Origin of the sequence: Klebsiella sp. G-Nf4 (genome assembly GCF_002810615.1) — a bacterium.
GTDB lineage: Bacteria > Pseudomonadota > Gammaproteobacteria > Enterobacterales > Enterobacteriaceae > Klebsiella > Klebsiella variicola.
In genome coordinates, this window is sequence record NZ_PION01000004.1 from 139959 (window position 1) to 163344 (window position 23386).

The window sequence follows — 23386 nt, forward strand, 5'->3', positions numbered from 1 at the left end:
GTGAACGCGTACGCTGCCTGAAATACCCCGCTAAGGAAACCGCAATGTGTGAATACAATCAGTTTGGACAGAAGCTCGGCGCCGCGTTGCCTGACTGGCAACCGCGTCCATGGCCAGCACGGCAGGTATTACAGGGCAGCCGCTGCCGGCTCGAACCGCTGACTCTTGCTCATGCCAGCGATCTGTTTGCTGCTCACCAGCTGGCGCCAGACGCCCGGAGCTGGACGTGGCTGCTGCGGGAGCCTGAGAGCAACCTTGCAGAATTCAGTGCTTGGGTGGAGCAGGTCGCCACGCTGGCAGACCCGATCCATTTTGCCGTCGTTGACCAGCGGCAAGGGAAAGCGGTTGGCTCGCTGGCGTTAATGCGCATCGACGCCACCCACGGTGTGGTAGAGGTGGGACATGTGCATTTTTCACCGTTGCTGAGCCGAACGGCTATGGCCACCGAAGCGCACTGGCTGTTGATGCAGTATGTGTTTGATACGCTCGGCTATCGTCGCTATGAATGGAAATGTAATAGTCTCAATACGCCGTCGGGCCGGGCGGCAAGACGGCTGGGTTTTCAGTACGAAGGACGTTTTCGCCAGGCGCTGGTGAGCAAAGGACATAACCGGGATACGGACTGGTTTTCGGTGATAGACGGCGAATGGCCGCAGCTGGATAACGCCATGCGGCAATGGCTGGCCGACGACAATTTTACCGCCGACGACCAGCAGCGCCGCACCCTGGAGAGTTTCCGTTAACGACGTTTTTTGCGCCCCTGCACCGCTTTAAAGCGGGGGTTGCTCTTACAGATAACGTACAGCCGCCCTTTGCGCTTGACCAGCTGACAATCCGGGTGGCGCTGCTTGGCGCTGCGTAATGAGTTAACGACTTGCATCATGCCTTCCTTTTCGCATCAATAAAGCCGCCGAAGCGCTGACGGAACCGGGCCGCACTGCCCTCGCTGGCGAAGGTTTTTTGTTTGCCGGTGTAGTACGGATGCGATTTCGAGGAGACCTCGATCGTTACATAGGGAAAAGTTTCGCCGTCGAGTTCAATCACGCGATCGGTGCGGATGGTTGAACCGACTTTAAAATACTCATTAACGCTGGTGTCGTGAAACACCACCGTGCGATAGGGGGGATGGATATGGGCTTTCATGATGACCTCGTCATTATGTTATAACATAACATTTAAATTACGCCGTTCCACGACAAAGATCAACCATGTTCAAATAAAGGGTAATGGGCCTAAGGCGAGTTTCCCCGCCTTTGGCTTCAGGGGGCCAGACGATGGGCGATAGCGCGCAGCTGTTCCGCGATGGCCTGCAGATCTTTGCCTTGCTCGGTTCTGGCGCCGCTGGAATGGCGTATCACCAGACGCGCCGGCAGGATGGAGGAAGTATGTGGCGCACCGCTGGTGCTGGCGAGGATCCGCCGCACCGCCTCTTTCCCCTGCAGATCGAGGTCCAGCGACACCGTACTCAGCGCCGGATAGAAAAAGGAGCTTTCGTAGGTATCGTCATAGCCAATAACGGACTTCTCCCCCGGCACCGCCACCTGGTGCTGATGGAAGGCGCTGAGCACCCCCAGCGCCATCTGGTCATTCCCCACCAGCACGGCGCTGAAATTGGGCGTTTCGCGCAGCATCTGCAGCGCACCGGCATAGCCGCTTTGCGCATCCCAGTTGCCGTACAGGACGGTCACCGGCTTCAGGCCATAGCCCTCCAGGGTCTCCAGCCAGCTTTTCAGCCGGAGTTTGGCCGATACAGAGCTGTCCGGCCCCGCCAGCAGCGCGATCTCCCGATGCCCCATCTCATAAAGATATTTGACGCTGGCCCGGGTGCCATCTGCCGGGTTAAACGAAACGTTAAACACGGAACTATAAGGATCGACATCGAGAAAAAGGCAGACGATATCATCGTTGTCAGCGGCGATTTTCTGCGCCTGCTCGGTCTCCAGCGGCACGTTGATAATGACTTTATCCACCCGCTGAGACTTCAGCTCATTGATGGAATCCTGAATACTTTGGTTGACGCTCTCATCGATCATCGAAATCAGGACCTGGTAACCTTCCAGATTGGCATAGCGTTTTACCGCCGCCGCCACCTGGGAAGGCGCATGCCAGGCCAGCGAAATAGTCACCAGCCCAACCGTCTGGCTCTCCTTCCCTACCAGCTGCTGCGCCAGCCGGTTTGGCACATAACGTAAGGCCTCTATCGATTTCTCCACCTTGCGGCGCGTCGCTTCGGATACATTGGCAGATTTGTTGAGTACCCTGGACACGGTCTGGTAAGAGACGCCCGCATGGCGTGCGACGTCTTCCAGAGTAGCGCTTTTAGACTTCATGGTCCGGTTCCTTATGTTGTTATCCCATGATTGTAACAGGGGCCATTTGAAAAAACGCTCACCGCCACCTTCCATCGCAAAATCATACCCAAAAAAGTATTACGTTCACAATACAGTTAATTGTGAATTACCTCACCCATCACAACAAAAACTAGCATGATTATTTGCACTTAATCACACAATAATCATATCTCATTTGCCTGAAGTTACATTTAGGCATTTTATGACATCAGTTATGTGAACGTAATACAAAACAATAAGAGGATAGAGATGAATACGACACTGCGCGCCCTTTCCGCCGCGTTAGCCGCTGCGCTAATTGCCCCTTCCGCGCTTGCGGCTACCGCCGCGATCCCGACTATCGATTTCCATGGCTATATGCGCGCCGGGGTTGGGGTCTCCGGCGACGGTAGCGAAGCGGAATGGCAAAAGAACAAGCTGGGCCGTTTGGGTAACGAATCGGATACCTATGGTGAGTTAGAGCTGGGCTCCGAGGTCTACAAGAAAGATGACGTCAGCTTCTATCTCGACAGCATGGTCAGCATGGTGTCCGACGGCTCTAACGATAATGAAACCACGCTGAATGATGATGCGCAGTTCGGGTTACGTCAGCTGAACCTGCAGATCAAAGGGCTGATCCCGGGCGATCCGAATGCGGTGATCTGGGGCGGAAAACGTTACTATCAGCGTCACGATCTGCACATCATCGATACTAAATACTGGAATATTTCCGGCTCAGGAGCCGGGGTGGAAAACTACACCCTTGGCCCGGGCGCCGTCTCGCTGGCCTGGATCCGCGGCGATGCCAACGACGTCGACTATCGCGTCGATGGCGACAGCAACGTCAATATTAACTATATCGATTTACGCTACGCAGGCTGGAAGCCGTGGTCGGGTTCGTGGACCGAATTCGGCATCGACTATGCCATGCCGAACACCACCAAAAAACAGGACAGCTACGGCGGGCTGTACGATGCCGATAATGGCGTGATGCTGACCGGTGAAATCAGTCAGGATATGCTGGGCGGCTATAACAAAACCGTGCTGCAGTATGCCAACAAAGGGCTGGCGCAGAACATGGTCTCCCAGGGCGGCGGCTGGTACGATATGTGGAACTACGTGAACGATGCCACCGGCTATCGCGTGATTAACACCGGCCTGATCCCGATTACCGAAAAGTTCTCCATCAACCACGTTCTGACCTGGGGCTCGGCGGATGACATTACCGACTACACCGACAAAACGCGGATGCTGTCGCTGGTTGCCCGCGGGCAGTATCAGTTCACCGACTACGTCCGCCTGATTGGCGAAGTCGGCGGTTTCTATCAGAAAGACAGCTATAACAATGGCACCAGCTACAAACAGGCCGGTGAGAAATATACCATTGCGCTGGGCCTCGCGGACGGGCCGGACTTTATGTCACGCCCGGAATTACGCATTTTTGCTTCATACCTGAATGATTCCGAAGATGGTAAACCGTTTGAAGACCAGACGGCGAATAATACCTGGAATTTCGGCGTGCAGGTTGAGGCCTGGTGGTAATATCACGCCGGTAAGACAAGTACATTATTTTTATCTCCAACTGTAAGGTCGTTAATTACCCCTCCGGTAATCATTATTGCCACTGCTGTCTTTGTCTTATTTTCGGGATAACCTGTTTTCAGGTTATCCCGTTTTATTTATTTCCGGGTGGCAAAATGCTCATCCAGCAATTGACGCAGCGCATCGGACTGCTTACCGAAAATAGCATGAACCTGCTGACCGAGAATAATGACGCCCAGCGCGCCCTGCTGCTGTAATGCGTCAGTATCAACGGCCGCAAGATGACGAACCGTCACCCGCAGACGAGTAATACAGGCATCCACTTGCGTAATATTCGCTTCGCCACCAAAGGCCTGAATAAGCGCCTCGATTTGCTGTTTTTCCGCCTCGCTTAATGGCTGTGCCGGACGCGCAGGGGAGAAATAGTGCAGGAAAGATTTTAAACTCACCATCATAAACTCCAGGTTTAAGATAAAAAAAAGCCTGCTCAGCAGAGCAGGCGTGGAGAAAAAAGGATTAGGCGTGACGACGAAGAATACGGCAATCCCATGCTGTCAGGGTCAGCGGGTCCGACATCGCCGCGTCGGTCAGGCAATCCCGATACCCAGGCGGTAGAGTCAGGGTATGACTTTGCGCGCTGTAGTTCTGCAGGAAGACAAACGTGCTCTCACCGTCGGTGCGCGCGGTAGCCACCACGCCGGGTGGTAAATCCGCCGCTATCGCCCGCGGCAGAGCCAGCTCCCTGCTCAGGGCGGCAAAGAAGTCGCGCTGGAAGGCTAAATCGTTGCGGGAGGCGACATGCCAGGCTTTACCGTTCCCGAAATCGTTCACCGTCACCGCCGGCCGTCCGGCATAGAAATCATCCCGGTAGGTGGCCAGCGTCTGAGCGCTCTCGGTATGGATTAGTTCACAGAGATGGCGCACCTGATAGGGACCCTGCAGACCGCACTGATTCCCGGCAAGCCCCTGCACCAGATTAAACTCGCCGTCATTCAGACAGTCGATCTCTTCCGCCCAGATCCCCAGCAGATTGCGCAGCGGGCCCGGGAAGCCGCCGAGATAGCAGAGATCGGACTCATTGACGATGCCGGTCCAGTAGGTGGTCACCAGGTGGCCGCCGCTGGCGACAAACGCCTCTGCCCGCGCGTCAAAGCCGTCGCGCACCATATATAACATCGGGGCAATCACTAACCGGTATGGCGTTAAATCGACATCAGCGTCAATCACATCGACGGCAATGCCCTGTTCCCAGAACGGACGGTAGTGTTCGTTGACCGTCTTCTCATACTCCATACCCAGATTGCGCGGCCCCTGGGCGTCATCAAGCGCCCAGCGGTTTTGTTGGTCGAAGATAATCGCTACTTTCGCCTCGGTGCGACAGCCCCGGACCTCCGGCAGCTTGCTCAGTATCTCACCGAGCTGGCTGACTTCACGGCCAATGCGGGTATCGATGTGCCCGACGTGGTCAATCACCGCGCCGTGAAATTTCTCAACCGAACCGCGACTTTTCCGCCACTGGAAATACTGCACCGAGTCGGCGCCATGCGCCACCGCCTGCAGCGAGGAGAGAATATGCATTCCCGGCTTCTTCAGTTTGCTGGTCGGCTGCCAGTTGGTGGCGCCCGGTGTGGACTCCATCAGCACAAACGGTTTGCCGCCCTTCAGACTGCGCATCATGTCGTGATACATCGCGGTGTAGCAGGCCAGTGCGGTTTCGTCTTTATCGCGGTGCCACATCGGATAGCTGTCCCACGAGATAAAGTCCAGCGCCTCTGCCAGCTGCCAGTAGTCGTAATCGTAGAAATACTCCATAAAGTTGGTGGTCACCGGCAGGGAGGCGTTCGCCGCCTTCAGCGGGGCAATTTCATGGCGGCAGAAGTCGGTCACCTGAGCGGTGTTAAAGCGATGCCAGTCAAGATTGAGACCGTGGATTGACACCTCGCCCTGTGGCGCAGGCGATTCAATCTGCGACCAGTCGGTATAGGTATGACTCCAGAAGGTGCTCCACCAGGCCTGGTTGAGGTTCTCCAGGGTCTGGTAACGCGCCTTCAGCCAGTCGCGAAAACGGTTCTGGCAGAGATCGCAATGGCATTCGCCGCCATATTCGTTGGAAATATGCCAGCCCAGCACCGCCGGGTGCGCGGAATAACGCTCCGCCAGCAGGGTATTGATTTTCAAGGTCTTCTCGCGATAGACCGGTGACGACATACAGTGGTTGTGACGGCCGCCGTGCAGGGCCGGCACCCGATCGCGCCCCACCCGCAGAACCTGCGGATAGCGCTGAGACATCCACGCCGGACGCGCGCCGCTCGGTGTGGCCAGAAAAACATGAATGCCGGCGGCATACAGTTTATCGAGGATAGTATCCAGCCAAGCGAAATCAAATACCCCTTCGCGTGGCTCCAGTTTCGCCCAGCTAAATATTCCCACCGACATCACATTGCATTTTGCCTGCTGCATCATGGCAATGTCTTTATCAATAATATCGGGGTCACTCTCCCATTGCTCCGGATTATAATCCGCGCCATGCAGCAGCGTACTAACCTTCGGATGTAAAGGTGCAAATTTATTCATAATAAACTTCCTGAAAAAGACGACAAAAAATTAATTAAAAACTTTTACCGACGGCAATACTTTTCCCTGGCAATCAAATAGCGCCTGATTTTCACGTGCATTGCCTTCTTTCCACTCGTCATGGATATATTTCATCCCCGCTGGGGTGGCCCAGGTATTTCCCGGTACGGCAATCCACGTGGGCTCCCAGTAAAAAATACCTTTGCCGCGCTGATCGGGAACATCTATGACGGCCTGCATCAGATCGTGAATATAATGATATTGCCCCTGCACGGTGGCGGGATACCCCCCGTCCTTTTCCTCTTTCGCCTGGAAACTATTTTCCGCGTTGTCGCAGTTGGCCAGGGTATAGGCATAGGCCGCCTCGACGACGATGACGTCTTTGTTATAGCGTTTGCTGATGTCATCCATGTTAGCCTTCAGGGCGCTGATCGGGCCATTCCAGTAGGTGTACATCGACAGACCAATCACGTCATACGGTACATGGCGCTTGTCAATCTCATCAAACCACCAGCGGAAGGTATCGTTCTTGGTCCCTTCGGCCAGATGCAGCATGATTTTCACCTGCTCGCCGTTGTGCAGGTTCTCCTTCAGGCCATCAATAGCCGCGTTCAGCAACCCGGCCAGCCGGTCGAACTCTCCGCCGCCCTGCCCCCAGCTTTTCCCTTCCGGCCACAGGATGCCGCCGTTGATTTCGTTGCCGATCTGCACCATATCCGGCAGGACGCCCGCCTGCTTAAAGCGGGCAATGGTATCGCGGGTATAGTCATGAATCGCCATTTTCAGCTGCGGATAATCCATCTTTTCCCAGGCTTTCGGTTTGAACTGCTTGCCGGGATCGGTCCAGAAATCGCTGTAATGAAAATCGAGCAGCAGCTTCATCCCCTGGGCTTTCGCCCGTTTCGCGAGGGCCAGGGTGGTGGCCAGGTCGTTATTTCCGCCGCCATAGCCCTCGCCGCTTGCCGATTTCGGATCCACCCACAGACGGAGGCGAACATAGTTGACGCCGTTCTCTTTCAGAATCGAGATCGGATCCTTGCGCTGATTATTCTGGTCGTAGAACGTCGCCCCGTGCTTTTCGGCATCCAGCAGCGTGGAGATATCCGCGCCTTTGATAAAGTCCGCCGGCATGCCCTGAAACGCGCGGGTTTCAAGCGCGTCCGCGGCCAGAGAAGGGGTGGAGAAACTGCATGCCAGACAAACCGCAAGCCATGCGGGTGTGAATCTTTTCATGTGCTTATCCTTTAGTACTGCCCGAGGTCAGGCCGGAGACAAAGTATTTTTGTAACGCCAGGTAGAGGATCGCCACCGGTACGGCAATCAGCACCGCCCCCGCCGCGTAGGTGGTGTAGCTGGCACCCATTTTTTGTGCCACCAGGTTATACAGACCAATAGGCAGCGTGTATTTATCCGGGGTACGCAGGATGGTGCTGGAGAGAATGAAATCCCCCAGCGGACCGGTGAAAGAGAATAGCGCCACCACCGCGAGGATAGGCCTCGACAACGGCATGATGATCTCGATAAAGATGCGAAAGCTGCTGGCGCCATCCATGCGGGCGGACTCATCCAGATCTTTGGGGATCGCGTCGAGATACCCCTTCATCAGCCAGGTATTCATCGGGATCATCCCCCCGACGTAGATCAGCACCAGCGCCAGATGGCTGTTAATCAAGCCCAGCAGTTGCGACAGCACAAAGATCGCAATCAGCGCGGAAAACTGCGGGATCATCTGCAGCAGCAGGAACAGCATCAGCCCGTTCTGCCGCCCTTTAAAGCGGAAGCGGGAGAAGGCGTAAGCGGTAAAGCTGACGCTAATCAGGGTCAGCACCATGGTCAGGAAGCTGATTTTCATCGAGTTCCAGTACCAGGTGAGGTAATTCACATTGCCATTGAACAGATCGGCATAGTGCTGGAACGACAGGTTTTCCGGAATGATCGAGGTACTGAGCAGGCTATTGCCGGCGTTCAGCGACGCCCCGACCGTCCAGACCAGCGGATAGATAATCACCACCGAGACCAGAATAACCACCAGCCAGGTAAGAGAGAGTCGGATCCACTTTTCGCGTTTAATACTGGGTGATTGAGCCATGTTACTTCCCTTACGCCATATCGTCATTTTTGAAGGATTTGGTGGCGCGGAACTGCCACAGCGCCAGGCCGACGACGAAGATCGACAGCAGGATCGTGATGGTCGCCGCGATGGCGTACTGCGACGAGGACATCGTCAGCTTATAGATCCACGACACCAGAATATCCGTCCCACCGGCGTTGGAGCCCGCCACCGCAGGACCGCCGTTGTTAAACAGATAAATGATGTTGAAGTTATTAAAGTTGAAGGTGTACTGGGTGATAATGATCGGCGCGATCGCGTACAGCACCAGCGGCAGGGTGATGGTGCGCAGACGAGTAAAGGCGCTGGCGCCGTCCATCGTCGCCGCTTCATACAGATCGTCCGGGATCGCCTGCAGCACGCCGGTGGTCATGGCAAAGACAAACGGGAAGCCAAGCCAGGTCTGCATCATGATCAGCGCCGTTTTAGTCCAGAACGGATCGGTCAACCATGCCTTCGGGCTGATGCCGAAGAACGACAGGATCGCGTTGTTGATGACCCCGAATGAATCGTTAAACATCCCGGCAAAGACGAGGATGGTGACAAACCCCGGCACCGCCCACGGCAAAATAAAGATGGTGCGGATCAGCGGCTTAAAGCGCAGATCTTTTTGGTTCACCAGAATCGCCAGCAGCACGCCCACCGTACACTGCAGGGTGGTCGCCAGCAGCGTCCACACCACGGTCCACTGCAGCACATCCAGGAAGGTGGAGCGCCAAATGGAGAGGGTGAAAATATTGACGAAGTTTTTCAGGCCCACCCAGTCCACCAGCTTCGCCGGCGGCGTGTGGTACAGGTTGTAGTTGGTAAAGGCGATGGCGAAACCGAACAGAATCGGAAAGATCACCACAAACACCAGCAGAATAAAGCCCGGGGTGATCATCAGATACGGAAATCCGTCGCTCAGCAGCATCTGGTACTGCTTACGCACGCTGTTCAGGGCGATCCCCTCATCGCGTTTTTTGCCGTTCAGCCACGCATCCCGCAGCGAGAGAAAATAGATCAGCACGCCGAAGGCGACAATCAGCACGCTGATAATCCCCTCCGCTAGCAAGAAGATAGAGTTATCCCGGGGCACCTCTTCGCCCAGGGTATATAACCCCCACAGCCCCTCGCGCAGGAAATCATAAAAAATGCCCAGAAAGCTGCTCAGCAGCACCAGGAAGACCAGCCCTTTCAGCCACTGGCGATGATAAAACTGACCGAAACCCGGCACGATTGCCAGCAGCAGGCCGCACCACGCATGGCGCCCGGGCCCGCGCGCGTCGCTAAAATTTTCGCTGGAATGGATGCTCACACTCAACTCCTTCTACAAACGGGAGGTCCCCCTCCCGCTCGGTGACTTCACGTAACGGTGAATTACTGATTGCTGGCCTGCATTGCTTCGATCTGCATCGTGATCTGTTTCACCGCATTATCGAGTGCGGCCTGCGGCGCCTGCTTACCGGTGAGGCTCAGTTCAAGCGCGGCGTTGGCCGGCCCCCACACTTCCCCCATCTCCGGAATGCCCGGCATCGCCACCGCCCGCGCCGACTGGATGGCAACGGCGCTGGCCTTTTGGTCGTTTTTAATCACCGGATCGTCAATCATCGCCTTCAGCGGCGGAATTTCGCCGGTGGCGACATAGCGGTCTTTCACATACTGCGGCTGGTTGATGAACTCGATAAACTGTTGCGCCAGCGCTTTGTCTTTACTCCAGGTCGATACCACATAGCCTTTGACGCCCAGGAAGGAGCTCATCGGCTTGCCGTCCGGCAGGGTCGGCAGCGGCGCCACGCCATAGTTAATGCCAGCGGCTTCATACGGCTGGAAGGCCCAGGGGCCGTTGATCACCGCCGCCGCTTTTTTCTCGGTAAACAGCGAGTCGATGGCATTCAGCCCGTTATCGCCGAGGATCCCCGCCGGAAAGACCTTCTCGGCATAGAATTTTTTCAGGAAGGTGACGGCTTCCACGGCGCCAGGGGTATTGAGACCCACCTGCTGCGGGTTAAAGCCGCCGCTGTCGTTTTTAGCAAAGATATAACCGCCCATCGGGCCAATCGCCCCCCAGCTGTAATAGATCTGGTCAAACTTGGCGAGCAGGCCGTATTTGTTCTGCTCGCGCTGGGTTTTCGAGTAATCCAGCCAGGCCTGCAGGCTGTCCAGCGGCTTGTCGATCAGGTCTTTGTTGTAGATAAGCACCAGGGTTTCCACCGCCTTCGGGATCCCGTACAACGCGTTATCCATGCGGAAGGCATTGATGGAGGCTGGCGTAAAGGCATCCTGTTTCGCCTGATCGACGCTGAGCGGCGAGAGAAGTCCCTGAACCACGGCGCCGCCGAGCTGGTCATTCGGGATCACCAGCACGTCCGGCCCAATGCCCGCCGGGCCGTCGAGGCGCAGTTTTTCCAGCTGCTGGGCATAAGGCATCTCCTGGAGATTAACCTTCACGTTGTACTGCTTTTCAAAATCGCTAACCGCGGTTTTGATGCCGGCGGATTTTTTAATGTCTTCCCAGACGTTGAGCTGCCCGGCGGCGTGCGCCTGCAGGCTGGTGAGTTGCCCCGCCGCCAGGGTGGTAAGGATCAGTGCAGCAAGCGTGTTCTTTTTCATTATCAACCTCATGTGAAGGTATAACAATTTAATGGTTTTTATTGGACTTATCTCTGCAAGTCAGAAAAATAAATCACTTCAAACTGCCGAGTTATATGAGAAAAAGGTTCCAGCTCTCTTTTGTTATACGCTACCCGTAGATTGCTGACAAAACTACCATAAGCTGCCAGTTGTGTGATCATCCTTGCAGAAATGAAACGCCGCTGTATGGCGCTAAAACCGCGGAAGTTATAGTCAGGACATGATTTTACTGCTGTTGAACATCGCCACGCTGAATTGTTACACGTAATACAATTCACACTAAACACAGCGGCATACCAACGGCAAACAACAGCTACTCACTTCGGGGAATGTGGATGTCCAATATACGACTGAGGAATGTCACCAAAAGGTTCGGCAGCACGGTGACGCTGCACCAGGTCAATCTCGATATTGAAGATGGCGAGTTTGCCGTCTTCGTCGGTCCTTCCGGCTGTGGAAAATCGACGCTGCTGCGCATGATTGCCGGTCTGGAAGAGGTCAGCGAGGGTGAAGTGCTGATCGGCGATGAGGTCATGAATGATGTGGTGCCCGCCCGCCGCGGCGTGGCGATGGTCTTCCAGTCCTATGCGCTCTATCCGCACATGACGGTGGCAGAGAACATGGGCTACGGGCTGAAGGTGAATAAAGTGCCGAAAACTGAGATCCGCCGCCAGGTGGAAATGGTAGCCAAAACGCTGCAGCTCTCGCACCTGCTGGATCGTAAACCGAAGCAGCTCTCCGGCGGCCAGCGGCAGCGCGTAGCTATTGGCCGCGCGATCGTACGGAATCCCCGGGTGTTTATGTTCGATGAGCCGCTCTCTAACCTCGATGCGGAGCTGCGCGTCGATATGCGCCTGCATATTGCCCGTCTGCACCAGGAGCTGAAGACCACCATGGTGTATGTCACGCACGATCAGGTAGAGGCGATGACGCTGGCCGATAAAATCGTGGTCATGAACTACGGGAAGGTCGAACAAATGGGTTCGCCGATGGCGCTGTATTACAATCCGGTCAACAAATTCGTCGCCGGCTTTATCGGCTCGCCGAAGATGAACTTTTTGCCGGCCATCGTCAGCGACTGGCAGCCGGAACGCTTAACGGTCACCCTCGCGCAGGACCATCAGTTGGCCCTCAATATCGCTACCCAGCCGCTGAAGCCCGGCGCCGCGGTGACGCTGGGGATCCGACCAGAGCATCTCACGCCCGACGTCACTACCGGTACCGTGGTGGAGTTTCAATGTGAAGTGGTGGAGCGTCTGGGTAACAATACCTATCTGTTCGGCCAGTGCTACGGCCACGATAACGTCAAGGTCCTGCTGCCAGGCGACGTCCATTTCCGCCCGTGGCAGAAAATAAATCTGGCCTTCGATGAGCGCTTCTGCATGGTATTTGATGAGAACGACCTGCGTATCAGCGCCGATATCCCGGCGCCGGATGCGCACTAGCTAACATATTGCTGTCATCTGCGCAGCGTATGCTGCGACTGAATGCCGGAACATACCCTGCCCGGCATTCACACCCTCATTTTTTATTCTGCTGCATCGGAATCATCCTTCTCTCCCGGCATCGCAGCCTCTCGCGATGCCGGTTTTTTCGCGACCTCGGGTCACTTCTCTCGCTGCGCCCGGTTTATCTTTCGCATATACTGATGACACCCGGCGAACGATAAGGACACAGGCATGAGGACCCGGCATCTGGTGGCGCTGTTTACAGGGGTGCTGATACTGGCCATCATCCTGCCCATCTCACTCAGCATCTGGCAGGCAGCGCGACAGGCCAAAATGCAGTTCTATCGTGAACTGGATGATTATTCCAACCGTATCGTCGTCCGCACGCTGCAGGTCGCCGATCAGGCGCGGGAAGCGCTGCGCGAGGCCGACTCACACACTGCCGCCTCCTGTAGCCCTGAGCATCTGCTTACGCTTCGCCGCATCGCCTATACCCATCGCTACGTGCAGGAAGTGCTCTGGCTGCGTGATTCCGTGCCGCAATGTTCCTCGCTGGAAGATCATAGCGTCGCGGTCACTTTTCCCCCGCCGGATCACATTGCCGCCGACGGCTATCGCACCTGGCTGACCTCGATTAACGATCTCGGCCTCGATCACCAGATGACGGCCATGGGCAGTCAACAGCATATGGTAATGATCGATCCCATCTCTTTTATCGATGTGGTTCCTGCCAGCGAGGAGAAGATCCATACCATGCTGTTTGGTTTGGACCACCTGAAAATGGTGATCAGCAGCCAACCGCTGCCGGACACGGTCTGGCAACGCATTAAAGATCCGCATGTTAATATGCTGACGCTGGATAACACGGTCTATCGGATCCAGCGCATTCCCGAGCTAGGCTCCGGCATCGTGACCTGGTCGTCGACGCTGCCGCTGCAGCAGCGCATTCGACAACAGCTGATCTTTTGGCTCCCTGTCGGCATCTTCACCAGCCTGCTTGCCACCTGGCTGCTGCTGCGCCTGCTGAGGCACCTGCGCTCACCGCGTAACAGCATGCTGGACGCACTCAACTCTGAAGCGATTCAGGTTTACTATCAGCCGATAATCTCGTTGCAGGATGGGAAAATCGCCGGGGCCGAGGCGCTGGCGCGCTGGCAGCAACCCGACGGCACCTTTTTATCACCGGATATTTTTATTCCCCTGGCCGAGCAGACCGGGCTGATTACGCAGTTGACGGAAGATATCGTCAGGAAAATATTTACCGACCTGGGCCCCTGGCTGCGGCAGCGGCCGGAAGTGCACATCTCCATCAACCTGTCGGTAGATGATTTACGCTCGCCCACCCTTCCGACGTTGTTACACGATCAGCTGCAGCACTGGGGGATCGCCGCCGAACAGATCATTCTTGAAATTACCGAGCGCGGGTTTGTCGACCCGGAGACCACCATGCCGGTGATCGCTCACTACCGCCAGGCCGGGCACCGCATCTCGATTGACGATTTTGGCACCGGCTACTCCAGCCTCAGCTATCTGCAGAAGCTGGACGTCGACACGCTGAAAATCGATAAATCCTTTGTCGATACTCTCGAATACCGGCCACTGACGCCGCACATTATTGAAATGGCTAAGGCGCTCAATCTGGCCACCGTCGCCGAAGGGGTGGAAACTGAAAGCCAGCGCGACTGGCTGCGACAGCATGGCGTCCAGTACGCCCAGGGGTGGCTGTACAGCAAGGCGCTGCCGAAAGAGAAGTTCATTCTGTGGGCGGAAAATAACCTGCATGCCCATTAAGCGACAGGAGCGTTGAGCAGAACGCCAGCCGGAGCGGCCTCTTGGCCGCCCGCTGCCAGGCGCTACTTCAGATAGGATTTAATGACCTGCATCACCGTTTCCAGATCCGCTTCACGCTGCGTCTCGTCTGGCTCTTTCACCACATGGTCGGTCAGATGCCCCTGAATAACCTGCAGCATCATGCCGTTGACCGCGCCGCGGATCGCCGCCAGCTGCTGTAGCACCTCAGCGCACTCATGCTCGCGATTAAGCATTTTCTCTAACGCGGAACTCTGCCCCTGAATTTTCTTCAGCCGGGTCAGTAACATCTTCTTGTGTCGAACTGTATGTGACATTGCACGATCCACCGTTTCATTCTGTCCGTCATTGCCCGGCCCTCGTCGCCGGCAACGCCTGCCAGCATAGCATGATCCTTTTTGCCCGCCGCTTTTTCTACTGGGGGGTAGTATTTTACTACTGGGGGGGAGTAGGATAAACGCACTTTTGGCAAGGATCCCGATATGAACGATTTCACTTCCCTTCTGCAGCAGGGCAATGCCTGGCTGTTTATACCCAGCGCAATACTGCTCGGCGCGCTGCATGGCCTTGAACCCGGGCACTCAAAAACCATGATGGCCGCCTTTATCGTGGCGGTGCGGGGAACCTTAAAGCAGGCGGTACTGCTGGGGCTGGCGGCGACGGTTTCGCATACGGCAGTGGTCTGGCTGATCGCCATGGCCGGCCTGTGGTTTGGCCGCGGCTGGAACGCGCAGACGTCAGAGCCCTGGTTTCAACTGTTCTCGGGGATAGCGATTGTACTGATTGCCTGCTGGATGCTCTGGCGCACCTGGCGAGAATCGCAGCCCTACACGCATCATGATCACCACCATGAACATGAGCATCGCCACGAACATGAGCACCACCACGAACATGAGCACCACCATGACCATCACCATACGCCCTCATCCGCTGCGCCGCTGGTGGTGGCGGAGTGGCAGGACGCGCACCAGCGAGCTCATGCGCTGGAGATCAACCGGCGCTTTGATGGTCGCCAGGTGACAACCGGGCAGATCGTGCTGTTTGGCCTGACCGGCGGGCTGATCCCCTGCCCGGCGTCCATTACCGTGCTGCTTATTTGTTTACAGCTGAAGAAATTCTCCCTTGGCGCCACGCTGGTGCTGGGTTTTAGCGTTGGTCTGGCGCTGACACTGGTGGCTTCCGGAGCCATCGCCGCGTTGAGTCTTAAACAGGCCACCCGCCGCTGGCCCTGGCTTAACGATGTCTCGCGCAAGGCGCCCTGGTTCTCAGGTTTACTGATTATCGTGGTGGGGATCTACATGATGCTTCACGGCCTGAGCGGCCTGTAAGCGGCGGCTCGCCCTCTTTACGACGCAGAGGGCGAGTCGTTAATTCAGGAAACTATCTCCTGCGGAGTGCTGACCGCTTTGCGGCTGACGGGCTGGCGAAACCACGGCAGGCACAGCTGGATCAGCGGCCCAATCGACAGCGCGTAAATCACGGTGCCGACGCCAAACTTACCGCCCAGCAGCCAGCCAATCACCAGCACAGTCAGCTCAATAGCCGTCCGGATGCCACGCAAAGACCAGCCGGTACGAGCGTGCAGGCCAGTCATCAGGCCATCCCGCGGCCCGGGGCCAAAGCCCGCGCCGATATACATCCCGGTGGCGATAGCGTTCAGCACAATCGCCCCCACCAGCAGCACACTGCGGGCCACCAGCGACTCCAGCGGCGGCAGGACGGCCAGCGTGGCATCCGCCGCCAGCCCCAGCACGATGACGTTGCTCACCGTGCCGAGCCCCGGCATTTGCCGGATCGGGATCCACAGCAGCAGCACCGCCGCGCCGGTCAGGATAATCACCGTACCGAAACTGATACCCAGCTGTTTAGCCACCCCGAGATGGAAAACATCCCACGGATCGGCGCCAAGATTGGCATGCACGAAGAGCGCCGTGGATACCCCATAAAGCACCAGACCAATATATAACTGCAGCAGGCGACGAAGCATATTTTTTCCTCTACATCATTGCGAATGCCCTCATCATCAGCAAAAATGGACTGATAATTAATGGCCAGTTTTGGAAAAGTGGATCGCTATGTCAACCCGACGCTTTGGAACGCAATCGCTGGTACGCCTGCTCGGCAACTGGCAGGAGTCCACTTCACGCACGCCGCTATGGCGTCAGCTGGCGGAAGCGCTCCGCCTGCTGATCCTCGACGGTCGCCTGACGCTGCAAACGCGCCTGCCCGGCGAGCGCGAGCTGGCGACGGCGCTGAACGTCAGCCGGACGACCATCGCCAGCGCGCTCGGTCAGCTGCGGGAGGAAGGTTTTCTCTACAGCCGTCAGGGAAGCGGTTCGCGCATTGTCTTGCCAGAGCGCCCCGCCGACCTGCCGCCGCCCTCAGGCATCCCCTCCACGCTGAATCTCTCTACCGCCGCCCTCAGCGCCGGACCGGAAGTCCATCAGGCCTTCCAGCATGCCATGACGCTGCTCCCCCCCTACCTGACGCAAACTGGCTACGATCAGCATGGATTGCCGGTGCTACGGGAGGCCATTGCCCGGCGCTACAGCGAACGCGGCCTGCCGACGCGACCCGATGAGGTGATGGTGGTCAACGGCGCCCTTAGCGCCTTCGCCTTGATCCTGCGCCTGTTTACCGGCCCGGGTGACCGGGTGGTCATTGACGCCCCCACCTATCCGATGGCGATTAGCGCCATTCAGGGCGCCTCCTGCCGCCCGGTCGGCGTTGCGCTTCCGCAGCAGGGATGGGACTGTGATGGACTCGCGGCGACTATTGCGCAGACCGCACCGCGTCTGGCGTGGCTGATGCCGGATTTTCACAATCCCACCGGGTGCTGTATGGATGCTCCCACCCGCCAACGGGTCGCGGACATCGCCGCCAGAACGCGGACGACGCTGGTGATCGACGAGACCATGGTTGATCTCTGGTATAACGCGCCACCGCCCCCGCCGCTGGCCTGCTTTAATCCCGATGCCGCGGTGATCACCATTGGTTCAGCCGGGAAAAGTTTCTGGGGAGGACTACGCATCGGCTGGATCCGCGCCAGTGCGCGAACCATCGCCTCCCTTATTCAGGCTCGCGATTCCCTGGATTTAGGTACGCCGTTGCTGGAGCAACTGGCCTGCAGCTGGCTGCTGGCCAATGCCGCCACGCTGCTGCCGCCGCGGCGGGAAATGCTGAAGGCGCGCCGGGACATGTGCGAAACGCTAATGGCGGAGTATTTTCCCCGCTGGCGATTTTCACCGCCGGAAGGTGGCCTCTCTTTTTGGGTGGAGCTCCCTGACATGCTGGCCACGCTGTTCTCTGCGCGCGCGGAAAGTCAGGGTATCCATATCGGCACCGGTACACGTTTTGGTCTTGAGGGAGCATTTGATCGCTATTTGCGTCTGCCATTTACACTGTCAGACGAAGCATTGCGCCAGGCCTTCTCCACGCTACAACCGCTGTGGCAAAGCCTTGCAGAGCAGAAGGAAAATACGCGTTTGCGGAAAATAATATAAGAAAATATCGACGGGCTGGCTTCAGCCCGTCAAATGACCATCATCCATGAGGTATATGAGATGTTTTTATAAAATTGCCTGCCTATCCTGCCCTCTGGTTATGGCAACCCGGTGACAGAAAAAAGGCAATTTCATTAATGCTGGCGCGGAATAGGAAACCCTTTCAGGGAAATAATAAAGCCATCTTCATCTTTTTTTATTTTTGCGCCGGTGTCACACCAGTCGGAGGCAATGCGAAAAAACTCATCACTACCGATATTCCAGTTCAGGCGCACGTGTTTTACGTATCCTGAGCGCAACATATCGCAAGCTTCGCTATAGTTGCTGGCCGTAGAGAATTGTTGTTTCATTTTTTCTTCTTCAGAAGTTTTCTTAATGCTTTGATTTCTTTAGGGGTTAATGGGGTCGCTTCCTCTTCGGTATGCTGGCTGTCAATGTCCTCTTCCGTCACCCCCGCCTCACCTGCTGACTCCTCCAGCTGAAAAGCCAGCTGCAGCAGCTTTTCCGTTGCTGTACCCAGGTTCTCGTTATTCACTTCCGCATAATGACGCAGCTTCTCTTTTAACTCGGCGTCAATTTTTACATTCAAAACCACTGTGGTCATAGCTACGCTTCCCGTGCAATAAAATCATCATAATTAATACACGAAGTTAACATGCTGATCCAGAGATATATTTTATAGCATGGCTCTGGCAACAAATTCCCATCAGTAAGATGCCCTTTATTTATGACATACAAATGACATTAATATTTCAGTAGTATTTCATATTTATGACAAGTGAATATTATGGAATAAAAAGGGGGTGTTTTAACAACCAAAAATAATATGTGACCTGTATCAGAAATTAATTATAGCAGAAGTAAAGACCGGACAAATACAAGGGATATATCAGAAGGGCGAAATGGGTGGGGGCCCTGCCAGCTACATCCCGGCACACACGTCGTCTGCTCTGGCTGCTTCCTTCCGGACCTGACCTGGTAAACAGAGTAGCGTTGCGGGAGAACCAACAGAGCCCCCATTGAGAGCGCTAGTTACCTAACGCGCTGGCGCATTATCCCTGCTGACCTGGTGAATTGCAAGCTCGCCCCGCTCACCTGCCGGTTTATTGCACAATACGCCAATAAAACCAGCAACTCACGGTCAACCGGTAAGATTGCGAGCGCGCGCTCAGCACACAAGCGGGTTATCCACCATACTTAGCCACCTTGCGTCCCCTTTTATCATCAGCACATTGTCTCTACGGTAATCGAATGACTGACTCATCACCACAGACCATCACTCTGCCTTTACCCGCTATTGAAGGGATGACCATCGCCTTTCATGGCGTGAACTATCTGCGCCCGGAAAAAATGCTCGACTTCGTGACCATCAGTCAGGCACCAGTGCGAGCGGTCACGCCGCTGGCGCTGCTCTATTCCACCGTCGGCGTGCTGCGCCAGGTGGAACTGCGCAAGCTGCCCGTCTACATCAGCGGTCGGGTGGTTTACCCCATTTCGTCGCTGACCATGCCGGGCCTGCGGGCGAAGCTAATCATTAACGCCACCTCGCAGCGTTTGAAATTTCTTGAGAGCCTCATCGCCAGTTCACCGTCTGACAATGTCCATGGCATGCAGATCCTCGGCCTGGCCCTGACTTTCACTGTCGAACAACCCGCCTGAACCGAGGCAGGCTGTACAGCCTGCGGCTCAGCGCTTATGCTGGCGTTTTCCGGTTAACAGGGCTGAACATGGATCCGCACGACACATTCCCCCAACGCGTCTGGCACATCGTGGCGTCGATACCGGAAGGCTATGTCGCCACCTACGGCGATATCGCCCGCCTGGCCGGTTCACCGCGCGCCGCACGCCAGGTAGGCGGCGTACTGAAGCGCCTACCGGAAGGGTCCACCCTGCCCTGGCATCGGGTGGTCAATCGCCATGGCGATATCTCCCTCACCGGGCCCGATCTTCAGCGACAGCGTCAGGCGTTGCTGGCCGAAGGGGTTCAGGTCTCCGGCAGCGGCCATATCGATCTTCAGCATTATCGCTGGGTTTACTGAAGGTAAAAAAAAGCCCCCGTCAGGGGGCTCGGCGAGCTTATTGCGCAACGGGGACGGCGGTCTGCGTGACCGGAACCAGCGTCAGGTCGGCATGCGTCCCCCCCTGGTTTATCACTGTCTGCACGGTATCGGTAATGAACATTAGCTGGCCGTTCACCGCGATCGCGGCACTCAGCAAAATACGGGCGTTCGGCTGAATGTCTGCCGGATTGTAAGGCAGGGCAAAGTTAAATGGCGCCTGTTTGCCTTCGGTACGCACCGCTTTTTGCGACAACACGCGGGCTGGCGCATCTGCCAGAGAAGCATCCGACAGGGTCACCGTCAGTACCGCGTCCGGCGGTAAAGCGATTCTCTGGCGGATATTAATCGTCCCCGTAACGCTCGGCTGCTGCTGTGCCACGCTCAGCGTCGCGATGCCATAAGGGTCGGGCGCGGCTGCCTGAGTCGAAGAACTGGTAGAGTGGTGATTAGCACAGGCGGTTAGCGTCGCGGCGACGGCTAAGGCACTAAACATATAGGCAAATTTCATGATGTTCTCCTTATCATCCCTTAATACCCAGGAGGATGTTCCGCCGCTTCGCCGGCAGGAACTTTCGTGTCGTCAATAAGTGTGGCACAGATCTCAGATTTGTTCCTGTTGCCCCCTCGTTATTCAGATTATTACACCCATCGGACCACTTGCGATTCCAGGTTATACTTTGCCACATCACGCGCATCGCGCTGCGCCGCTATCATTAATTGAGGATAAGTATGAGTCAGGCACTCTCTAACCTGCTGGCATTATTAGATCTGGAAAAAATTGAGGAAGGGTTATTCCGCGGACAGAGCGAAGACCTGGGATTGCGCCAGGTTTTTGGCGGCCAGGTGGTGGGCCAGGCGCTGTATGCGGCAAAAGAGACCGTGCCCGTTGAACGTCTGGTACATTCATTTCACAGCTACTTTCTGCGCCCCGGCGACAGCCAGAAACCGATCGTCTACGATGTGGAAGTACTGCGCGACGGCAACAGCTTTAGCGCCCGGCGAGTGGCCGCCATTCAGAACGGGAAGCCGATCTTCTATATGACCGCCTCCTTCCAGGCGCCAGAGCACGGCTATGAGCATCAGAAAGCGATGCCGCCGGCCCCCTCTCCTGACGGCCTGCACTCGGAAACCGATATCGCCCGCAAGCTGGCACACCTTCTGCCGCCGCAGGTGAAAGATAAATTCCTCTGTGATAAACCGCTGGAGATCCGCCCGGTTGAATTTCATAACCCGATGAAAGGCCATATCGCCGAACCGGTGCGCCAGGTGTGGCTGCGCGCCAACGGCGCCGTTCCCGACGATCTACGTATTCATCAGTATCTGCTGGGCTATGCCTCGGACTTTAATTTCCTGCCGGTCGCACTGCAGCCGCACGGCGTCGGCTTCCTTGAGCCAGGCATGCAGGTCGCCACCATCGACCACTCAATGTGGTTCCACCGGCCGTTTAATATCAATGAATGGCTGCTGTACAGTGTCGAAAGCACCTCGGCCTCCAGCGCCCGTGGCTTCGTCCGCGGCGAGTTCTACACTCAGGATGGAACGCTGGTAGCTTCAACGGTCCAGGAAGGGGTGATGCGCAACCGCAACGCATAAAAAAAGCCTCCCGGACGGGAGGCTTTTTGCTACAAGGAGAAGGGTTTTCTATCAGGCGTTGTAGGCGTTTTCGCCATGGCTGTTGACGTCCAGCCCTTCGCGCTCCTGCTCTTCCGGTACGCGCAGCCCTACGGTCATGTCAGCCACTTTGTAGCCAATGTAAGCCACGACGCCCGACCAGACGATGGTGATGGCGATACTTTCGAGTTGCACCAGCAGCTGATGGCCCATGGTGACGCCTTCTGCATAACCCACGCCGCCCAGAGAGGTGGCCGCGAAGATACCGGTCAGGATACAGCCGACGATGCCGCAGACGCCGTGGACGCCGAAGACGTCGCAAGGGTCATCAACCCGCAGCCAGCGTTTCAGCGCTGTTACGCCCCAAATACCCGCCAGACCAGATGCGATACCCACAATCAACGCCCCACCGACACCGATATACCCGCACGCCGGGGTGACGCCAACCAGACCGGCAATTGCACCGGAGCAGGCGCCCAGCAGAGAAGGCTTACCGCGCAGGGCCCATTCGCCAAAGGTCCAGGCCAGGATGGCTGCCGCTGTGGCGACGACGGTGTTGACGAAAGCCAGTGCGGCAATTTCGTTCGCTGCGCTGGCGGAGCCGGCGTTGAAGCCGAACCAGCCCACGTAGAGGATGGCAGTGCCGGTGAACACCATCGGCAGATTATGCGGTTTGAACGCTTCTTTGCCGAAGCCCACACGTTTGCCCATCATGTACGCACCCACCAGCCCGGCGACGGCGGCGTTGATGTGTACAACGGTACCGCCCGCGAAGTCCAGCGCGCCGTGGGTCGCCAGCAGACCGCCGCCCCAGACCATGTGCGCAATCGGAACATAAGAGAGCGTCATCCACACCACCACAAAAATCAGCACGGCGGAGAAACGAATACGTTCAGCCAGCGCCCCCACGATCAGCCCGACGGTGATACAGGCGAACGATCCCTGGAAGGCAACGTGGATGTACTGATAGAAGGTGCCCATCAGCGCTTTCAGTTCAATATTTTTCAGCATCACCCAGTCAAAGCTACCGAAGAAGCTGCCGCCGGTGCCGAAGGCCAGGGTATAGCCATAAATCACCCACAGTACACAGACCAGGCCAAAGGTCACAATCACCTGGGTCAGCATGGAAAGAACGTTTTTGCCGCGGATCAGGCCGCCGTAAAACAGCGCGATCCCCGGGATAGTCATAAACAGAACCAACGCGGTGCAAATCATCATAAACGCGTTATCGGCTTTGTCCGCCACTGCGGGCGCAGCCATTGCCAGTCCCGGAAGAAGGGCCAATGCCCCCAGACCCGATTTCATTGTTGCCATTTTCATTGTTTCGTTCCCCATCACTGTGTGGTCTGGAAATTACAGTGCCGCTTCGTCAGCTTCGCCGGTACGGATGCGAATGACGCGCTGCAATTCAGCGACGAAAATTTTGCCGTCGCCAATTTTTCCGGTGTAAGCCGCTTTGCTGATCACATCGATGACTTCATCCAGCTGATCGTCGGCAATCGCCACATCAATCTTCACTTTTGGCAGAAAGTTGACGCTATACTCGGCGCCGCGGTAGAGCTCCGCATGACCTTTCTGACGGCCAAAGCCCTTGACTTCAGTGACCGTCAGGCCCTGAATGCCGATGGAAGACAAGGCTTCACGCACGTCTTCCAGTTTGAATGGTTTGATTACCACGGTAACCAGCTTCATAAGTCCCCTCCAGTCAGTATTCGGTAATGGCCGCAGCTAACACGATGGATATAAAGCAAGGGCTATGCCAGAAATGAAAAAAGGCCGCAGAGCG

The 23386-nt window shown here is 56.3% G+C and carries 25 protein-coding genes and 1 other RNA gene; 9 read left to right on the top strand and 17 right to left on the bottom strand.

What is annotated here, in order from left to right:
• Positions 1-44 precede the first annotated feature (44 nt).
• Positions 45-743, top strand: coding sequence for a GNAT family N-acetyltransferase (locus tag CWM57_RS10680; RefSeq protein ID WP_100676196.1), 699 nt, complete (start codon positions 45-47; stop codon positions 741-743).
• Here CWM57_RS10680 and ykgO read toward each other — a convergent pair.
• From ykgO to CWM57_RS10695, 3 genes are all read right to left on the bottom strand, one after another.
• The gene (gene ykgO / locus CWM57_RS10685) at positions 740-880 is read right to left on the bottom strand and encodes a type B 50S ribosomal protein L36 (RefSeq protein WP_002892018.1); all 141 of its coding nucleotides are present in this window, start codon (positions 878-880) and stop codon (positions 740-742) included. The two genes, CWM57_RS10680 and ykgO, sit on opposite strands and share 4 nt — an antisense overlap.
• Positions 880-1143 carry a type B 50S ribosomal protein L31 gene (locus CWM57_RS10690; protein ID WP_074386720.1) on the bottom strand — a complete coding sequence of 88 codons (264 nt, stop codon included), beginning with the start codon at positions 1141-1143 and terminating at the stop codon, positions 880-882. The genes ykgO and CWM57_RS10690 overlap by 1 nt, the downstream gene beginning before the upstream one ends.
• A gap of 116 nt (positions 1144-1259) precedes the next feature.
• Positions 1260-2330, bottom strand: coding sequence for a LacI family DNA-binding transcriptional regulator (locus CWM57_RS10695; RefSeq protein ID WP_100676197.1), 1071 nt, complete (start codon positions 2328-2330; stop codon positions 1260-1262).
• A gap of 270 nt (positions 2331-2600) precedes the next feature.
• Here CWM57_RS10695 and CWM57_RS10700 point away from each other — a divergent pair, with 270 nt between their 5' ends.
• Positions 2601-3872 carry a maltoporin gene (locus tag CWM57_RS10700; protein WP_061155530.1) on the top strand — a complete coding sequence of 424 codons (1272 nt, stop codon included), beginning with the start codon at positions 2601-2603 and terminating at the stop codon, positions 3870-3872.
• Positions 3873-4009: 137 nt separating this feature from the next.
• Here the strand turns inward: CWM57_RS10700 and CWM57_RS10705 are convergent, their stop codons facing one another.
• From CWM57_RS10705 to CWM57_RS10730, 6 genes are all read right to left on the bottom strand, one after another.
• Complete coding sequence (locus tag CWM57_RS10705; protein ID WP_012542670.1) at positions 4010-4324, bottom strand: glucose PTS transporter subunit EIIB; 315 nt, start codon at positions 4322-4324, stop codon at positions 4010-4012.
• 64 nt (positions 4325-4388) lie between these two features.
• Positions 4389-6446 carry a beta-galactosidase gene (locus CWM57_RS10710; protein WP_100676198.1) on the bottom strand — a complete coding sequence of 686 codons (2058 nt, stop codon included), beginning with the start codon at positions 6444-6446 and terminating at the stop codon, positions 4389-4391.
• 30 nt (positions 6447-6476) lie between these two features.
• Positions 6477-7679 (bottom strand): arabinogalactan endo-beta-1,4-galactanase, encoded by a 1203-nt coding sequence (locus CWM57_RS10715; RefSeq protein WP_100676199.1) that lies wholly within the window; start codon positions 7677-7679, stop codon positions 6477-6479.
• Positions 7680-7683: 4 nt separating this feature from the next.
• A complete protein-coding gene (locus CWM57_RS10720; protein WP_004204761.1) occupies positions 7684-8535 on the bottom strand; it encodes a sugar ABC transporter permease in 852 nt (283 codons plus the stop codon).
• A gap of 10 nt (positions 8536-8545) precedes the next feature.
• Positions 8546-9853 carry a carbohydrate ABC transporter permease gene (locus tag CWM57_RS10725; RefSeq protein WP_008805425.1) on the bottom strand — a complete coding sequence of 436 codons (1308 nt, stop codon included), beginning with the start codon at positions 9851-9853 and terminating at the stop codon, positions 8546-8548.
• 62 nt (positions 9854-9915) lie between these two features.
• Positions 9916-11148, bottom strand: coding sequence for a maltodextrin ABC transporter substrate-binding protein (locus tag CWM57_RS10730; RefSeq protein WP_074386723.1), 1233 nt, complete (start codon positions 11146-11148; stop codon positions 9916-9918).
• A gap of 356 nt (positions 11149-11504) precedes the next feature.
• Between CWM57_RS10730 and CWM57_RS10735 the strand changes: the two genes are divergently transcribed.
• Positions 11505-12614, top strand: coding sequence for an ABC transporter ATP-binding protein (locus tag CWM57_RS10735; RefSeq protein WP_016160387.1), 1110 nt, complete (start codon positions 11505-11507; stop codon positions 12612-12614).
• Positions 12615-12848: 234 nt separating this feature from the next.
• Positions 12849-14408, top strand: a complete 1560-nt coding sequence (locus CWM57_RS10740; protein ID WP_088717837.1) for an EAL domain-containing protein — start codon at positions 12849-12851, stop codon at positions 14406-14408.
• Positions 14409-14470: 62 nt separating this feature from the next.
• Here the strand turns inward: CWM57_RS10740 and CWM57_RS10745 are convergent, their stop codons facing one another.
• A complete protein-coding gene (locus CWM57_RS10745; RefSeq protein ID WP_061155535.1) occupies positions 14471-14743 on the bottom strand; it encodes a metal/formaldehyde-sensitive transcriptional repressor in 273 nt (90 codons plus the stop codon).
• A gap of 165 nt (positions 14744-14908) precedes the next feature.
• On the opposite strand from CWM57_RS10745, the gene CWM57_RS10750 reads away from it, so the two are divergent.
• Complete coding sequence (locus tag CWM57_RS10750; protein ID WP_100676200.1) at positions 14909-15754, top strand: nickel/cobalt efflux protein RcnA; 846 nt, start codon at positions 14909-14911, stop codon at positions 15752-15754.
• A gap of 44 nt (positions 15755-15798) precedes the next feature.
• Here the strand turns inward: CWM57_RS10750 and CWM57_RS10755 are convergent, their stop codons facing one another.
• Positions 15799-16413 (bottom strand): YczE/YyaS/YitT family protein, encoded by a 615-nt coding sequence (locus CWM57_RS10755; protein ID WP_008805419.1) that lies wholly within the window; start codon positions 16411-16413, stop codon positions 15799-15801.
• 88 nt (positions 16414-16501) lie between these two features.
• On the opposite strand from CWM57_RS10755, the gene CWM57_RS10760 reads away from it, so the two are divergent.
• Complete coding sequence (locus CWM57_RS10760; protein WP_100676201.1) at positions 16502-17929, top strand: PLP-dependent aminotransferase family protein; 1428 nt, start codon at positions 16502-16504, stop codon at positions 17927-17929.
• 134 nt (positions 17930-18063) lie between these two features.
• On the opposite strand, the gene CWM57_RS10765 is transcribed toward CWM57_RS10760, so the two are convergent.
• The 3 genes from CWM57_RS10765 to ffs all read right to left on the bottom strand — a co-directional run bounded on the left by CWM57_RS10765 (position 18064) and on the right by ffs (position 18939).
• Positions 18064-18279, bottom strand: a complete 216-nt coding sequence (locus CWM57_RS10765; protein ID WP_004142688.1) for a hypothetical protein — start codon at positions 18277-18279, stop codon at positions 18064-18066.
• A complete protein-coding gene (locus CWM57_RS10770; protein WP_002891977.1) occupies positions 18276-18533 on the bottom strand; it encodes a hypothetical protein in 258 nt (85 codons plus the stop codon). Before CWM57_RS10770 ends, CWM57_RS10765 begins: the two co-directional genes overlap by 4 nt.
• A gap of 309 nt (positions 18534-18842) precedes the next feature.
• An RNA gene (gene ffs / locus CWM57_RS10775) (signal recognition particle sRNA small type) lies at positions 18843-18939 on the bottom strand.
• A 241-nt stretch (positions 18940-19180) separates the two neighbouring features.
• Between ffs and CWM57_RS10780 the strand changes: the two genes are divergently transcribed.
• Both CWM57_RS10780 and CWM57_RS10785 read left to right on the top strand, forming a co-directional pair.
• Entirely contained in the window at positions 19181-19588 is a 408-nt protein-coding gene (locus CWM57_RS10780) for a dTDP-glucose pyrophosphorylase (RefSeq protein ID WP_100676202.1), read from the top strand.
• Positions 19589-19656: 68 nt separating this feature from the next.
• Positions 19657-19968 (top strand): MGMT family protein, encoded by a 312-nt coding sequence (locus CWM57_RS10785; protein WP_061155540.1) that lies wholly within the window; start codon positions 19657-19659, stop codon positions 19966-19968.
• 37 nt (positions 19969-20005) lie between these two features.
• Here the strand turns inward: CWM57_RS10785 and CWM57_RS10790 are convergent, their stop codons facing one another.
• Complete coding sequence (locus tag CWM57_RS10790; protein WP_008805415.1) at positions 20006-20497, bottom strand: YbaY family lipoprotein; 492 nt, start codon at positions 20495-20497, stop codon at positions 20006-20008.
• Positions 20498-20718: 221 nt separating this feature from the next.
• On the opposite strand from CWM57_RS10790, the gene tesB reads away from it, so the two are divergent.
• Positions 20719-21582 carry an acyl-CoA thioesterase II gene (gene tesB / locus CWM57_RS10795; protein WP_008805414.1) on the top strand — a complete coding sequence of 288 codons (864 nt, stop codon included), beginning with the start codon at positions 20719-20721 and terminating at the stop codon, positions 21580-21582.
• A gap of 51 nt (positions 21583-21633) precedes the next feature.
• On the opposite strand, the gene amtB is transcribed toward tesB, so the two are convergent.
• A complete protein-coding gene (amtB, locus tag CWM57_RS10800) occupies positions 21634-22920 on the bottom strand; it encodes an ammonium transporter AmtB (RefSeq protein ID WP_061155542.1) in 1287 nt (428 codons plus the stop codon).
• Positions 22921-22953: 33 nt separating this feature from the next.
• A complete protein-coding gene (glnK, locus tag CWM57_RS10805; protein WP_002891893.1) occupies positions 22954-23292 on the bottom strand; it encodes a P-II family nitrogen regulator in 339 nt (112 codons plus the stop codon).
• Positions 23293-23386: the final 94 nt, after the last annotated feature.

Bases quoted from the DNA above. Each gene is read 5' to 3' on its own strand.
- CWM57_RS10680 (WP_100676196.1), top strand. From the start codon at position 45: ATGTGTGAATACAATCAGTTTGGACAGAAGCTCGGCGCCGCGTTGCCT.
- ykgO (WP_002892018.1), bottom strand. From the start codon at position 880: ATGCAAGTCGTTAACTCATTACGCAGCGCCAAGCAGCGCCACCCGGAT.
- CWM57_RS10690 (WP_074386720.1), bottom strand. From the start codon at position 1,143: ATGAAAGCCCATATCCATCCCCCCTATCGCACGGTGGTGTTTCACGAC.
- CWM57_RS10695 (WP_100676197.1), bottom strand. From the start codon at position 2,330: ATGAAGTCTAAAAGCGCTACTCTGGAAGACGTCGCACGCCATGCGGGC.
- CWM57_RS10700 (WP_061155530.1), top strand. From the start codon at position 2,601: ATGAATACGACACTGCGCGCCCTTTCCGCCGCGTTAGCCGCTGCGCTA.
- CWM57_RS10705 (WP_012542670.1), bottom strand. From the start codon at position 4,324: ATGGTGAGTTTAAAATCTTTCCTGCACTATTTCTCCCCTGCGCGTCCG.
- CWM57_RS10710 (WP_100676198.1), bottom strand. From the start codon at position 6,446: ATGAATAAATTTGCACCTTTACATCCGAAGGTTAGTACGCTGCTGCAT.
- CWM57_RS10715 (WP_100676199.1), bottom strand. From the start codon at position 7,679: ATGAAAAGATTCACACCCGCATGGCTTGCGGTTTGTCTGGCATGCAGT.
- CWM57_RS10720 (WP_004204761.1), bottom strand. From the start codon at position 8,535: ATGGCTCAATCACCCAGTATTAAACGCGAAAAGTGGATCCGACTCTCT.
- CWM57_RS10730 (WP_074386723.1), bottom strand. From the start codon at position 11,148: ATGAAAAAGAACACGCTTGCTGCACTGATCCTTACCACCCTGGCGGCG.
- CWM57_RS10735 (WP_016160387.1), top strand. From the start codon at position 11,505: ATGTCCAATATACGACTGAGGAATGTCACCAAAAGGTTCGGCAGCACG.
- CWM57_RS10740 (WP_088717837.1), top strand. From the start codon at position 12,849: ATGAGGACCCGGCATCTGGTGGCGCTGTTTACAGGGGTGCTGATACTG.
- CWM57_RS10745 (WP_061155535.1), bottom strand. From the start codon at position 14,743: ATGTCACATACAGTTCGACACAAGAAGATGTTACTGACCCGGCTGAAG.
- CWM57_RS10750 (WP_100676200.1), top strand. From the start codon at position 14,909: ATGAACGATTTCACTTCCCTTCTGCAGCAGGGCAATGCCTGGCTGTTT.
- CWM57_RS10755 (WP_008805419.1), bottom strand. From the start codon at position 16,413: ATGCTTCGTCGCCTGCTGCAGTTATATATTGGTCTGGTGCTTTATGGG.
- CWM57_RS10760 (WP_100676201.1), top strand. From the start codon at position 16,502: ATGTCAACCCGACGCTTTGGAACGCAATCGCTGGTACGCCTGCTCGGC.
- CWM57_RS10765 (WP_004142688.1), bottom strand. From the start codon at position 18,279: ATGAAACAACAATTCTCTACGGCCAGCAACTATAGCGAAGCTTGCGAT.
- CWM57_RS10770 (WP_002891977.1), bottom strand. From the start codon at position 18,533: ATGACCACAGTGGTTTTGAATGTAAAAATTGACGCCGAGTTAAAAGAG.
- CWM57_RS10780 (WP_100676202.1), top strand. From the start codon at position 19,181: ATGACTGACTCATCACCACAGACCATCACTCTGCCTTTACCCGCTATT.
- CWM57_RS10785 (WP_061155540.1), top strand. From the start codon at position 19,657: ATGGATCCGCACGACACATTCCCCCAACGCGTCTGGCACATCGTGGCG.
- CWM57_RS10790 (WP_008805415.1), bottom strand. From the start codon at position 20,497: ATGAAATTTGCCTATATGTTTAGTGCCTTAGCCGTCGCCGCGACGCTA.
- tesB (WP_008805414.1), top strand. From the start codon at position 20,719: ATGAGTCAGGCACTCTCTAACCTGCTGGCATTATTAGATCTGGAAAAA.
- amtB (WP_061155542.1), bottom strand. From the start codon at position 22,920: ATGAAAATGGCAACAATGAAATCGGGTCTGGGGGCATTGGCCCTTCTT.
- glnK (WP_002891893.1), bottom strand. From the start codon at position 23,292: ATGAAGCTGGTTACCGTGGTAATCAAACCATTCAAACTGGAAGACGTG.